At 74.6% G+C, this 13,065-nt stretch carries 11 protein-coding genes; 8 read left to right on the top strand and 3 right to left on the bottom strand.

The annotated features are described in order from the left end of the window. Positions 1–266 precede the first annotated feature (266 nt). Together rsgA and ACZ5CZ_RS07540 are read left to right on the top strand one after the other, a co-directional pair. Complete coding sequence (rsgA, locus tag ACZ5CZ_RS07545; RefSeq protein ID WP_468940082.1) at positions 267–1,361, top strand: ribosome small subunit-dependent GTPase A; 1,095 nt, start codon at positions 267–269, stop codon at positions 1,359–1,361. Positions 1,362–1,438: 77 nt separating this feature from the next. Next, positions 1,439–2,818 carry a DNA-3-methyladenine glycosylase 2 family protein gene (locus ACZ5CZ_RS07540; RefSeq protein ID WP_468940080.1) on the top strand — a complete coding sequence of 460 codons (1,380 nt, stop codon included), beginning with the start codon at positions 1,439–1,441 and terminating at the stop codon, positions 2,816–2,818. Between the two features lie 28 nt (positions 2,819–2,846). Here the strand turns inward: ACZ5CZ_RS07540 and ACZ5CZ_RS07535 are convergent, their stop codons facing one another. Next, on the bottom strand, positions 2,847–3,500 hold the full coding sequence (locus tag ACZ5CZ_RS07535; RefSeq protein WP_385840743.1) for a TetR/AcrR family transcriptional regulator: 654 nt from the start codon (positions 3,498–3,500) through the stop codon (positions 2,847–2,849). 237 nt (positions 3,501–3,737) lie between these two features. On the opposite strand from ACZ5CZ_RS07535, the gene ACZ5CZ_RS07530 reads away from it, so the two are divergent. From ACZ5CZ_RS07530 to ACZ5CZ_RS07520, 3 genes are all read left to right on the top strand, one after another. Next, complete coding sequence (locus tag ACZ5CZ_RS07530) at positions 3,738–5,060, top strand: UDP-glucose dehydrogenase family protein (RefSeq protein WP_468940076.1); 1,323 nt, start codon at positions 3,738–3,740, stop codon at positions 5,058–5,060. A 59-nt stretch (positions 5,061–5,119) separates the two neighbouring features. Continuing rightward, positions 5,120–6,337, top strand: coding sequence for a glycosyltransferase (locus ACZ5CZ_RS07525; protein WP_468940074.1), 1,218 nt, complete (start codon positions 5,120–5,122; stop codon positions 6,335–6,337). A gap of 712 nt (positions 6,338–7,049) precedes the next feature. After that, the gene (locus ACZ5CZ_RS07520; RefSeq protein ID WP_468940071.1) at positions 7,050–8,855 is read left to right on the top strand and encodes an MDR family MFS transporter; all 1,806 of its coding nucleotides are present in this window, start codon (positions 7,050–7,052) and stop codon (positions 8,853–8,855) included. Here ACZ5CZ_RS07520 and ACZ5CZ_RS07515 read toward each other — a convergent pair. Beyond that, on the bottom strand, positions 8,836–9,471 hold the full coding sequence (locus tag ACZ5CZ_RS07515; RefSeq protein ID WP_468940068.1) for a TetR/AcrR family transcriptional regulator: 636 nt from the start codon (positions 9,469–9,471) through the stop codon (positions 8,836–8,838). The two genes, ACZ5CZ_RS07520 and ACZ5CZ_RS07515, sit on opposite strands and share 20 nt — an antisense overlap. A gap of 127 nt (positions 9,472–9,598) precedes the next feature. Between ACZ5CZ_RS07515 and ACZ5CZ_RS07510 the strand changes: the two genes are divergently transcribed. From ACZ5CZ_RS07510 to ACZ5CZ_RS07500, 3 genes are all read left to right on the top strand, one after another. Beyond that, a complete protein-coding gene (locus ACZ5CZ_RS07510) occupies positions 9,599–10,534 on the top strand; it encodes an alpha/beta fold hydrolase (protein ID WP_468940066.1) in 936 nt (311 codons plus the stop codon). 71 nt (positions 10,535–10,605) lie between these two features. Next, entirely contained in the window at positions 10,606–10,827 is a 222-nt protein-coding gene (locus ACZ5CZ_RS07505; RefSeq protein ID WP_385840750.1) for a hypothetical protein, read from the top strand. Between the two features lie 396 nt (positions 10,828–11,223). After that, entirely contained in the window at positions 11,224–12,420 is a 1,197-nt protein-coding gene (locus ACZ5CZ_RS07500; RefSeq protein WP_468940063.1) for a GDSL-type esterase/lipase family protein, read from the top strand. A gap of 33 nt (positions 12,421–12,453) precedes the next feature. Here ACZ5CZ_RS07500 and ACZ5CZ_RS07495 read toward each other — a convergent pair whose 3' ends face one another. Continuing rightward, positions 12,454–12,936, bottom strand: coding sequence for a DUF456 domain-containing protein (locus ACZ5CZ_RS07495; RefSeq protein WP_385840753.1), 483 nt, complete (start codon positions 12,934–12,936; stop codon positions 12,454–12,456). Positions 12,937–13,065: the final 129 nt, after the last annotated feature.

Genomic DNA, 13,065 nt, shown 5'->3' with positions numbered 1-13,065 from the left:
TGGTCACCACTGCGCGGTGGGGGACCGGGGCGGAAATTCGGTGGTGCCGGAATGCGGCCGCCTCTAGGGTGGGATCCGCTTCAGGCAGTGGCCGGCGGCCGCTGCCGTCTGTCGAGTGAGAAACGGGAGGTGTGTGATCGATGACTGTCTCTGTGACGGGCGTTGCCCGCGACCAGAAGTTCGTCCACTCCACCTCCGTGGCCACCGGCTGAACCCGTAGCGCGTCACCCGCGCCCGCCCGGGGCCACCCTTGTGAAGGGTCTCCCTTGACTTCCACCTCCGCAAGTTCCGCCGCGCTCGCTCCCTACGGTTGGGACCAGGACTGGGCCGACGTGTTCGCCCCGTACGCCGCTCAGGGGCTGCTGCCCGGGCGGGTCGTCCGGGTCGACCGGGGCCAGTGCGATGTCGTCACCGCCGACGGGGTCGTGCGCGCCGACACCGAGTTCGTCGTGCCCCGCGATCCGATGAAGGTCGTGTGCACGGGGGACTGGGTCGCCGTCGACCCGGCCGGCGATCCCCGTTACGTCCGCGTGTATCTGCCGCGCCGCACCTCCTTCGTCCGCTCCACCTCCTCCAAGCGGTCCGAGGGGCAGATCCTCGCGGCCAACGTCGACCACGCCGTCGTCGCCGTGTCCCTCGCCGTCGAGCTGGACCTCGGCCGCGTCGAACGCTTCCTCGCCCTCGCCTGGGAGTCCGGCGCCCAGCCCGTCGTCGTCCTCACCAAGGCCGACCTGGTGCCGGACCCGGTCACCCTGGCCCATCTCGTGCGGGACGTCGAGACCAGCGCGCCCGGGGTGCCCGTGCTGGCCGTCAGCGCGCTCGGCGGCGACGGGCTCGATCCGCTGCTCGCGCTGGTCGGCACCGGGACCTCCGTGCTGCTCGGTCAGTCCGGCGCGGGCAAGTCCACGCTGGCCAACGCGCTGGTCGGCGCGGACCTGATGGACGTACAGGCCGCCCGGGACGTCGACGGCAAGGGGCGGCACACCACCACCACCCGCAATCTGCTGCCCCTGCCCTCCGGCGGGGTGCTCATCGACACCCCCGGGCTGCGGGGCGTCGGCCTGTACGACGCCGAGGGCGGGGTCGGGCAGGTGTTCGCCGAGATCGAGGAGCTCGCCGAGGACTGCCGGTTCTCCGACTGCGCGCACGAGAGCGAGCCGGGGTGCGCGGTGCGCGAGGCGACGGAGAGCGGGGCACTGGCCGTACGACGGCTGGAGAGCTACCGCAAGCTGATGCGCGAGAACCAGTGGATCGTGGCGAAGAGCGATGCCCGGGTCCGGGCCGAGCTGCGGCGGGACTGGAAGCGCAAGGGCGCCGCCGGGCGGGCCGCGATGGACCTCAAGCGGGGGCGTCTGCGGTAGCAGCCGCTCCCTCCCGGTCGCCGTGTCCGATTTCCGCTGGCCGTGTGGGTGTCCCCGTCCCCACACTGGACAGTGTGATGGACGAGGACACCCGGTACGAAGCCGTGCGGAGCCGGGACGGGCGGTTCGACGGCGTGTTCTTCTTCGCCGTCGAGACCACCGGGATCTACTGCCGGCCCAGCTGCCCGGCGGTGACGCCGAAGCGGCGCAACGTGCGGTTCTTCCCGACGGCCGCCGCCGCGCAGCGCGCCGGGTTCCGGGCCTGCCGGCGGTGCCGGCCGGACGCGGTGCCCGGCTCGGCGGAGTGGAACGTCCGCGCGGACGCCGTCGGCCGGGCCATGCGGCTGATCGCCGACGGGGTCGTGGACCGGGAGGGCGTCGCGGGGCTTGCCGCCCGGCTCGGCTACAGCACCCGGCAGGTGCAGCGGCAGCTCACCGCCGAGCTGGGCGCCGGGCCGGTGGCGCTCGCCCGGGCCCAGCGGGCGCACACCGCGCGGGTGCTGTTGCAGACCACCGAACTGCCGGTCACCGAGATCGCGTTCGCCTCCGGGTTCGCCAGCGTCCGGCAGTTCAACGACACCGTCCGCGAGGTGTACGCGGCCACCCCGACCGGGCTGCGGGCCGCCGCGCCGCAGGGCCGCCGGGCCGCCCCGGGCACCGGTATCCCGCTGCGGCTCGCCCACCGCGGCCCGTACCAGGCCGCCGCCGTCTTCGACCTGCTCGCGGCGGAGGCGGTGCCGGGTGTCGAGGAGGTGACCGGCGCCGTCGGCGGCCGTACCTACCGGCGCACCCTGCGGCTGCCGTACGGCACCGGGATCGTCGCCGTCGCCGAGCGCACCCGGGCCCCGCGGGCGGGCACCGGCACGCATCCGGGCGGCTGGCTCGACGCCCGGCTGCGGCTGACCGACCCCCGGGACCTGACCACCGCCGTGCACCGGCTGCGGCGGCTGTTCGACCTGGACGCCGACCCCTACGCCGTCGACGAACGGCTCGGCGCCGACCCCCGGCTGGCCCCGCTGGTCGCCGCCCGGCCGGGGCTGCGCTCGCCCGGCGCCGTCGACCCGCTGGAGCCCGCCGTACGCGCCCTGGTGGGCACGGAACGCGCCGCGGAGCTGGTGCGGCGGTACGGCAAGGCGCTGGACGCGCCCTCGGGCAGCCTCACCCGGCTGTTCCCGGAACCCGGTGTGCTCGCCGAGGCCGAGCCGGACGGCCCGTTGGGCGCGCTGGCCGCCGCGCTCGCCGACGGCACGCTACGGCTGGACCCCGGCGCCGACCGGGACGCGGCCCGGGACGCGCTGCTCGCCCTGCCCGGCATGGACCCGGAGGCCGTCGCCGCGATCCGTGTCCGCGCGCTCGGCGATCCGGACGTGGCCCCGCCGGGTGCCGAGCTGCCCGACGCCTGGCGGCCGTGGCGGTCGTACGCGGTGCGGCATCTGCGGGTGGCGGGGGAGTGGTGAGGGAGGCGCCCGGCCGTCCCGTGGGGCCTCAGGACGGTTCGTCGGCAGAGGCGTCGGGGGTGGGGTCCGGGGGGGCCGGTGCAGGGTGCAGAAGGGTGTCCAGGGCGGCCCGCAGATAGCGCTCCAGGGTCGCGTCGTCGCGTGCAGCCAGGGCGGGGGGCCGGATCTCCGTGCGCATCAGACTGGTGCCGAGCATCCAGGCCGCCAGCAGCTCGGCACGCAGCTCGGCATCCGGTCCGCCGAGCCGGGCGGCCAGCCGCTTGGAGAACACCTCGGTGAACTCCGCGCGCAGCCGCTCCACCGCCTCCTCGCGGCCGGAGGAACGCAGCACGGTCAGCACCGGGTGCGGGAAGCCGTCCTCCTTCGGCGCGCCCCGGAGCAGTGCGCAGATCCAGTCGGGTATCGCCTCGACCGGCTCCGCCAGCAGCGGCTCGAATATCCGCCCGGGGGCCGCCACATCGTTGAACAGCGCTGCCTTCGAGCCGAAATAGCGGTACACCAGGGCCGCGTCCACACCGACGTCGCCCGCGATGTCGCGCACGCTCGTGCCCTCGTATCCGTACTTGCCGAAACGGAAGGCCGCGGCGGCCCGCAGCGCGGTGCGCGTGGCCGAGGCCGAGCGCTTGTGGGCGGGGGGCGGGGCCACCGCCTTGGACGCCTCGCCGTTCTGCGCTTCCGTCACGTCACTGCACCTCCGTCGTCCACGGCCCTGCGGCATCCGCCCATGTTCCAGGGTGTCGCCGCTGTCTCAAAGTCAGCGACCGTTGTCATCAAACGTTGACTTGTGTTCGTGCCGCGTGCCATACCTGGAGCAGTCAACGCTTGATGACTTTGATAGACGCCGTGCACCTCACCCGCCGTGCGCCGCCGCAGCCGTAGCGCGCGGCCTGCCCCACCGACCCGGAAAAGGTGATCTTCTGTGTCCCTTCGACGCGTTGCCGTGATCGGAACCGGTTACGTCGGCCTGACCACCGGTGCCTGTCTGGCCTCTCTCGGGCACACCGTGGTGTGCGCGGACGCCGACCCGACCAAGGTCGAACGACTGCGCCAGGCCCAGGTCGACATCCTGGAGCCGGGCCTGACCGAGACCGTCCGGGAGGCGCTGGACGCCGGCCTGCTGGAGTTCACCGGCGACGCCGTGGCCGCCGTCGCCGAGGCCGAGGTGGTCTTCCTCTGCCTGCCCACACCCATGGGCGCGGGCGGCGCGGCCGATCTCGCCGCCGTCGAGGCGGTCGCCGCGCAGATCCGCGAGGCGCTGCCGCCCGGCGTGGTCGTCGTCAACAAGTCCACCGTGCCGGTCGGCACCAGCGAGCGGGTCGCCACGCTCCTCGGCCGGGACGACATACCCGTGGTGAGCAACCCCGAGTTCCTGCGCGAGGGCCGCGCCGTCCACGACTTCCTGCACCCGGACCGCATCGTGATCGGCGCCGCCGACCGGCAGGCTGCCCGGCGCGTGGCCGACCTGTACGCCGCGCTGGACGCGCCGCTGGTGCTCACCGACCCGGCCAGCGCCGAACTCACCAAGTACGCGGCCAACTTCTTCCTCGCGATGAAGCTGTCCTTCGCCAACAACCTCGCCACCGTCTGCGAACGCTTCGGCGCCGACATCGCCGATGTCACCGAGGGCATCGGACGCGACCCGCGCATCGGCTCGGCGTTCCTGCGGCCCGGTCCCGGCTGGGGCGGCTCCTGCCTGCCCAAGGACACCCACGCCCTGCTGACCGCGTGCGAACAGGCCGACGTCGATTTCCCGTTGCTGCGCGCCACCATCGAGACCAACGTCACCCACCAGCGCCGGCTCGTCGCCCGCGTGGCCGCGGCCTGCGGGCGCGGCGAGGACGGTTCGCTGCACGGGGTACGGCTCGCCCTGTACGGCCTGACCTTCAAGGCCGGCACCTCCGACCTGCGCGACTCGCCCGCGCTGGCCGTGGCCCGGCTGCTGCGTGAGCGGGGCGCCGAACTCACCGCGTACGACCCCGCGTTGCGCAGCCTGCGGCCCGACCTGAGCGATCTGGTCGACCTCGTGGACGACCCGGTGCGGGCGGCGGAGGGCGCGGTGGCCTGTGTGGTCCTCACCGAGTGGCCCGAGCTGCGCGACCTGGACTGGGCGGCCATCGCCGCGCGGATGAGCGGCCACCAGGTGCACGACTTCCGCGATCTGCTGGACGCGGACCGGCTCGCCCGCGCCGGACTGACCTGGCAGGGCATCGGCCGCGCCACCGCACCGGCCGCCGCGGCCTGACGGCCCGGATCCCCCGAACACCTTCGAGAGAACTCCTTCGAGAGAAAGGCCCACCCCCCATGCGGGTTCTGTGCACGACGCTCGGCAGCCCCTCCCACGGGCGTGCCCAACTTCCCCTGCTGCGCGCCCTCGCCGGGGCCGGGCACCAGGTGCGCGTGGTCACCAACGAGACCCTCGCCTCCGTCTTCCGCGCGGACGCGGTCGACGTCCTCCCCGCCTTACCGGAGTTCGACCCCTCCGCCATGATGGGGCCGTACCTCGGCGACCTCCGGGCCATCGCCGACCCGGCGGAGCAGATGGCGGAGCTCACCCGGCTGCTGCCGCGCGCCGTCTCCGGGCCGGGCGTCGAGCGGTTCCTGGAGATCCTGCTCCCGCTCGCCCGGGAGTACCGCCCGGACCTGATCCTCCGCGACGGCATGGACATGGCCGCGGTACTCACGGCCGAACTGCTGGGCGTGCCGCAGCTGCCGACGCCCTCCGGGTTCAGCAACACCGTGGACCCCGCCGAGCTGCTGCCGGGGCTCGGCGAGCGGCGCCGGGAGCTGGGGCTGCCGGTGAGCGACGATCCGCTGTCCGTCGTACCGCACGGCCGTATCGACTATGTGCCGGCCGCCTTCTCCTTCGCCCGGCACCTGCCCCACAGCTGGGCCTACCGGCAGACCGTGGACGTCGAACGCGGCGGGAAGCTACCGCAGTGGGCCGCCGCGCTGCCCGTGGACCGGCCGCTGGTGTACGCCGCGGTCGGCACCGCCCTGCCGATGATGCACGAGCGGGCGGCGGACCCGTCCGATCCGCCGGTCATGGAGCTGCCGGACGCCACCGCGAGTCTGCGCACGCTGCTGGCGGCGGCGGCCGAACTGGAGGACTGCACGGTGGTCGTGTCGACGTCCGGGATACCGGTGGAGACCTCGGCGCTGCCCGGACACGTCCATGTCACCGAGCGGGTGGCGCAGCCGCTGCTGCTGGAGTCGGTCGACCTGTTCGTCACCCACGGCGGGTTCAACAGCATCCGGGAGGCGATGCGCACCGGCACCCCGCTGGCGGTGCTGCCGCACTTCGGCGACCAGCCCGCCAACGCGGACCGGGTGGAGGAACTGGGCCTCGGCCGCCATGTCACCGAGCGCAGCGCGGCCGGCATCGCCGAGGTGTGCCGCAAACTCCTGGCCGACCCGACACCCCGGGCCCGAGCCCGGGCGGCCCAGCTGGCGATGCTGACCCTGCCGGGGATCGAGCAGGCGGTGAGCGACCTGGAGGAAATCGCGGGCACGAGCGGCTGACCGGCTCGCCTGGCTGACCGGCTGGGTCGGCTGATCGGTCGACCGGGTCGACTGGCTGACTGGCCCGCCTGGCTGACCGGCTGTCCTCGGCTCGACCGGCCCGTCTGGCCCGAGTGGCCCGTCTGGCCCGCCCGGCTGCCGGGCTGGGATCGGCTGATCGGTTCGACCGGGTGGACCGGCTCGACTGGCTGACCGGTGTGATCGGTTCGACTGGCCCGACTGGCCCCAGCGGCTCGACTGGCCCGCCCGGCTGACGGGCTGGGATCGACCCGTCTGGCCCGACCGGCCCGACCGGCCCGACCGGCTGACCGGCTCGACCGGCTCGATCGGCCCGACCGGCTCGGCTGGCTGACCGGCTGGGATCGGCTGACCGGCTGACTGGCTCACCGGCTGGGATCGGCTAACCGGGTCGACCGGCCCGTCTGGCCCGACCGGCTGACCGGCTCGACCGGCCCGTCTGGCCCGACTGGCTGACCGGCTCGATCGGCCCGACCGGCTCGGCTGGCTGGCCGGCTGGGATCGGCCGACCGACCGGCCGACCGGCCGACCGGCTGACTGGCTCACCGGCTGGGATCGGCTAACCGGGTCGACCGGCCCGTCTGGCCCGACCGGCTGACCGGCTGGGATCGGCCGACCGGCTCAACTGGCCCGGCTGGCTGACCGGCTGGGATCGACTGACCGGGTCGACCGGCCGGCAGGCCCACGCGCCGCGGTGGCCCCGGGCACCATCGGGGCCGCTCCGGGCACCACCGGGGCCGCCCCGGGCACCACCGGGGCCGCCCCGGGCACCACCGGGGCCGCTCCGGGCACCATCGGGGCCGCCCCCGGCACCACCGGGGCCGCTCCGGCCGGCGCCAACCTCTCCATGCCCGCCCCCACCCCCCGAGGACCGCATGTGACCTTCTCCGACCCCGATATACAAGAACAGGGCGCGGCCGGGGATGCGCCCGCGCGGCTCACCCACCGGCAGATCACCACCGTCCTGTCCGGGCTGGTGCTCGGCATGTTCCTGGCGGCGCTGGACCAGACCGTGGTGTCCTCCGCGCTGCGGACCATCGCCGACGACCTGCACGGGCTGACCGCGCAGGCCTGGGTGACCACCGCGTATCTCATCACCGCCACGCTGGCGACCCCGCTGTACGGCAAGCTGTCCGACATCCACGGCCGCCGGCGCGTCTATCTCGTGGCGCTCGCCCTGTTCGCGGCCGGCTCGCTGCTGTGCGGCGGCGCCCGGTCGATCTACGAACTCGCGGCCTTCCGCGCCGTACAGGGCCTCGGCGGCGGCGGGCTGATGTCGCTCGCGATGACGATCGTCGCCGACATCACCACGCCCCGGGAGCGGGGCCGCTACCAGGGCTGGTTCATGGCCGTGTTCGGCGGTGCCAGCATCGTCGGCCCGCTGGTGGGCGGTGCCTTCGCGGACCGGGCCACCCTGCTCGGGATCGCCGGCTGGCGCTGGATCTTCCTGATCAACGTGCCGCTGACGGCCGTGGCCGCCGTCACCATCGTCCGCGTGCTGCGCTTTCCGCACCGGCGGGTGCGGCACCGGCTCGACCACCTCGGGGCGCTGGCGCTGGCCGTGGGGCTGGTGCCGCTGCTCACCGTCGCCGAGCAGGGCCGCAGCTGGGGGTGGGGATCGCCCCGGGCGCTGCTGATGTACGCCGTCGGCGCGCTGGGGCTCGCCGGGTTCGCCGTGGTGGAACGGCGGATGGGCGATGCGGCGCTGCTGCCGCCGCGCCTGTTCCGCATCCGTGCCTTCCGGCTGGGCGTCGGGCTGCACTTCCTCGTCGGCGTCGCCATGTTCGGCGCGATGACGACGCTGCCGCTCTACCTCCAGCTCGTCCGCGGGCTGAGCCCGATGGGGGCGGGCCTGGCCTCCCTGCCCACGGTCGCCGCGAACCTCGCGGTGACCCTGCTGGTGGGCCGGCTGATCGCCCGGACCGGCCGGTTCAAGGTGCATCTCGTGGCCGGCGCGGGCTCGCTCACCGCGGCGCTGCTGGTCTTCGCGACGCTGGGGGTGGACAGCCCGCTGTGGCACGCGGCGCTGGGCATGGCACTGCTGGGTGCGGGGCTCGGCGCGTCGATGCAGACGCTCACCACCCTCGCGCAGAGCGAGGTGCCGCGTGCCGACATGGGCGCGGCGACGGCGTCGGTCAACTTCTTCCGCTCCAACGGCGGCACGGTCGGTACGGCGGCCTTCCTGTCGGTGCTGTTCAGTACGGCGGCCGGCAAGATCGCCGGCCGGCTGGCCGAGGCCCGCCACGACCCGGCCTACCGCCGTCTGCTGGAGCAGCCCGACACCGCGCACGCCCTGGCGTCAGTGGTGCGTCCCGGCGGCGGGGTCGACCTGGAGGACTCCGCCTTCCTGCGCGCCCTCGACCCCGCCGCGGCGCGGCCGTTCCTGGAGGGGTACGTCTCCTCGATGCGGCTCGTGTTCCTCGTCGGCGCCGCCGTGTCCCTGGTGGCCTTCCTGCTCGCGGCCTGGCGGGTACCGGACCTCACGCTGGCGGACGAGTAGCGGGGCCTTCTCCGTCGGGCAGGAAGACGTGGTCCAGCCGGTAGCGAAGGACGGTGGCGGCGGACTCGGGGCTGCGCTGGCCGACCAGCACGGCGGTGCCGAGGCCCGCGGACAGCGCGAGCAGCGCCACCGCCTCCGCGCCGGGGTCCGTCCCGGGCCGCAGCTTCCCGTCCCGCGCGGCCTGTTCCAGCAGCCGGGCCACGGTGGCCTCGGCGGCGTCCGGTTCCCGGATGAAGGGCTGGGCCGCCAGTGCCTCGTCGGTGACGGACAGGACGGCGTAGGCCGTGTACAGGTGGTGGAAGGTGCGGCTCTCCTCGTCGACCGGGAGGGCCGCCGTGAGCAGCGCCTCCAGCACCGTACGCGGGCCCGGGTCCGCACCGGCGGCCCGGACCCGGGCGGTCACCCGCTGCCCGAACCGCTCGGTGAGATGGCGCAGCCCGAAGAGGAGCAGCTTCTCCTTGGTCTCGAAGTAGTACTGCACCAGCCGCAGCGAGACGCCCGCCTCCGCCGCCACGTCGCGCATCCCCACGGCGTGCAGTCCGAGCCGTGCCGCCGCCCGGACCAGGGCCTCGGCGATCTCGGTCCGCCGCGCTGCGTGGTCCACCCGCCTGGGCATCGTCAGGGTCTCCGCTTCGTCGCCGGCGCTCGGGACGGGCCGCGCCCGCGGCCCGTCTTTGATGATACAGCCGTACCATCATCGTGGTACGGTCGTATCACAAAGATCGACTACCCCGGAGGTGGCCGTGCCCGAGTCCGCAAGCGCCCGTTCCAGGCCCGACGTCGGCCGCTTCGTCAGCGACGCCTGGCGCGACCGCTACTACGCCGCCTGCGACGCGGTCTACGCGCTGGGTGCGCCCGCGTCCTGGGAGCAGGACGTCGAGACGTCCGCCGGCACCACCCACGTCTACCGCTACGACCCCGCCGACCCGGCCGCCCGCGACCGCACCCCCGTCGTCCTGGTGCACGGCGCGGGCTCCTGCTCCGCCATGTGGTATCCGAACACCCCCGCGCTCAGCGCCGAACGCACCGTCTACGCGATCGACACCCCCGGCGACCCCGGCCGCAGCGTGCAGCGCGCCCCCCTCCACGAGCCCGCACGGGTCGCCGAGTGGCTGGACGAGACGCTGGCCGGGCTCGGCCTCGACCAGGTGCACCTCGTCGGCACCTCCTACGGCGGCTGGCTCGCCCTGAACCAGGCGCACCGCAGGCCGGACCGCCTCGCCTCCGTCACACTGCTCGACCCCGGAGGACTGGAGAAGGTGGGGCTGCGCTTCTTCGCGTGGATCTTCGTCAGCCTCCTCGCGACCTTCGCCCCCAAGGCGCTGCGGCCCCGGCTCGCGGCCTGGCTGGAACAGCCCGTGCTGGTCGTGCCGGAGCTGCGCGCCATGGTCCACGCCGGGGTGCGCGCCTACCGCATCCGCCGGCCGGCCCCGCTGCCCCTGTCCGACGCCGAACTGGCCACCGTGCGCACCCCGTTGTACCTGGTGCTCGGCCGGCGCAGCCTGCTGGTGCACCCGCAGCGGCAGGCCGAGCGCGTGCCCCGGCTGATACCGGGCGCCCGGGCGGACATCCTCTCCGGCACCGGCCACGGCCCCCAGATCGACCTGGCCGCCGAGACCAACCGGGCCATGCTGGACTTCATGACGGACACCGAGCGCGACCGCCCGTCGGTGCCGTGACGCGGCTGTTCCGATGCGAATCTGTGTCGACAACCACAGCGAGCTGTCCCCGGATGGGCGCATACTGAGCTATGACCCCGTCTGCTGCACCCAAGCGCCATCTGCCCACCAGCCCCTTCAAGGCCCCGGTCGTACCGGTTCCCAAGCACTTCGCCATGGGTGACCAGGTCACCCACGACGTGTACGGCCTCGGCCGGGTCGTCGGCATCGAGGACGGCATCGCCGCGCTCGTCGATTTCGGCTCGGCACAGATGCGGATCCTGAGCCCCTACGCCAAGATGACCAAGCTGTAGAACCGCTGTGCCCGGTCACGGCACACCAGGCCCCGTCCGGGGCCTGACACGAAAGAGAGATCTCCCATCGACCTGACCTCGCTGTTCTCCGCCCCGGAGGGCCAGCCCCGCTCCTCCGCCCCGGCATCGCCGCCTCCGGCGAACAACCCCTTCCAGGCCCCGGACTTCGGGGAAGCCGAGTCCGGCCCGTACGAGGACGCACCGGATCCCGCCCCGGCCCGGCGCACGGAGCGACCCGAGGCCGCATAGCTCCGCATCGTTCGTCCGAGGCCCGTCGCGCTCCGTCCGCTGCGCCGGACGGGTGGTACGGCGTGGAGGTTCCGGTGGGACCGCGTGGCCGTGTGGCACCGTCGGCTCCGAGGAGCCTCGGGAAGCCTCGGAAGGGCGGGCACGTGCATGACCAAGGTCGGGCGGTTCCTGGCGGTCCTGCTGCTGGCGCTGGCGCCGGGCACGGCAAGGGCGGCGGTGGCCGAGGCACCGGCGCCGCCGCGCTGGACCGGCAGCTGGGAGACGGCGCCGTCCGGCACCGCCGCCGCCCGGCCCGGCGCCGCCGTCCGTGATGTCGTCCACCTCAGCGTCGGCGGCAGCGCCGTGCGGGTACGGCTCAGCAACCGCCTCGGCACCGCGCCGCTGCACCTCGGGACCGTCACCGTCGCACTGCGCCGCGCGGCCGGCCCGGACGCGCTGCCCGGCACCCTGCGCACCGCCACCTTCCGGGGGGCCCGCACGGTCACCGTGCCGCCCGGCCGGGACACCCTCACCGACCCGGTGCCGCTGCGCGTCCCGGCCGGCGCCGACCTGCTCGTCAGCGTCTACACCCCGGACGACGACGGCCCCGCCACCTACCACCGCAGCGCCCTCCAGACCAGCTACCTCGCCCCGGTCGGCGCCGGCCAGGCAGCCGACGAGACCGGCGCCGCGTACACCACGACCACCAGCCACTGGTACTACGTCACCGGCGTCGACGTCCGCGGCCCCGCCGCCGGCAGCATCGTCGCGTTCGGCGACTCCCTCACCGACGGCACCGGCTCCACCGCCGACACCAACCACCGCTGGCCCGACCGGCTCGCCGAGGAACTGGGCCCGCACCGGCTCGGCGTCCTCAACGCCGGCATCGGCGGCAACCGCCTGCTGCACGACGGGGTCGGCCCCAGCGCGCTCACCCGCCTGGACGCCGACGCGCTGAACCGGCCGGGGGTGCGCGTCCTGGTCGTCTTCGAGGGCATCAACGACATCAAGGGCAGCCCGGAGGCGAGCGACCCCGCCGCCTACGCGGACGCCTACCGCGCCGTCGCCGCCCGCGCCCACGCCCGGGGCATCCGGGTCGTCGGGGTCACCCTCACCCCGTTCCGCGGCTACCCCGCGTACACCGCCGCCCGCGAGGCGGTACGGCAGCAGGTCAACGCCTTCATCCGCACCGGCCGCGCCTTCGACGCGGTCGCCGACGCCGACGCCGCCGTCCGCGACCCGGCCGACCCCACCCGCATCCGGCCCGGCTACGACCCCGGAGACCACCTCCACTTCGACGACGCGGGCATGGCCGCGATCGCCCACACGGTCCACCAGGCCCTCGCCCGCCGCCCCTGGGCGTAGCATCTGCGGCGCGCGGTGTTCCGGCCCGCGGGCTCAGCCCGCGACCACCGCTCCCAGCCACGCCCCCACGATCAGCAGGCACGCGAACAGCTCCGCCAGCACGCTCGCGCCCCCCGCCCCCATGGCCGTCCGCAGCGCGGCCATCGCCTCGCCGTGCCGCCCCAGCCGAAGCCGCTCGTGCAGATAGATCCCGGCCAGGAAACCCGGCACCGCGCCCAGCACCGGCAGCACCACGAACCCGAGCAGGCTGCCGACGCCCGCGTACACCGCCATCAGCGGCGTCGCGCCGCTCTCCCGCAGCCGCCGCGGCGGCAGCGCCCAGCGCGCCATCTGCGCCAGCAGCAGCACCCCGGTGGCGCCCACCAGCACACCCCAGGCGACCGGCCGCGGATCGGTCAGCGCCCACCACAGGACCGCGGCCCACACCAGCCACGACCCCGGCACCCCGGGCACCAGCACTCCGCACAGGCCGAGCACGAGCACAACCCCGACCAGCAGGAGTTCCCACACTCCCATCTGCCCAGAGTGCCGGACAACGGAAGAAGCCGCAGGTCACCGGGCGGCTCGGCGGGTGACCCCGTCCCACTCGCGGGCGGCCCGGCCCAGCCGGAGCCGGGTCGTCATCCCGGCCGGTGACCATCAACC

The organism is Streptomyces sp. NPDC031418 (genome assembly GCF_055581605.1).
The sequence above is the reverse complement of the archived record's forward strand: the minus strand, read 5'-3'. Positions and strand labels throughout refer to the sequence as shown.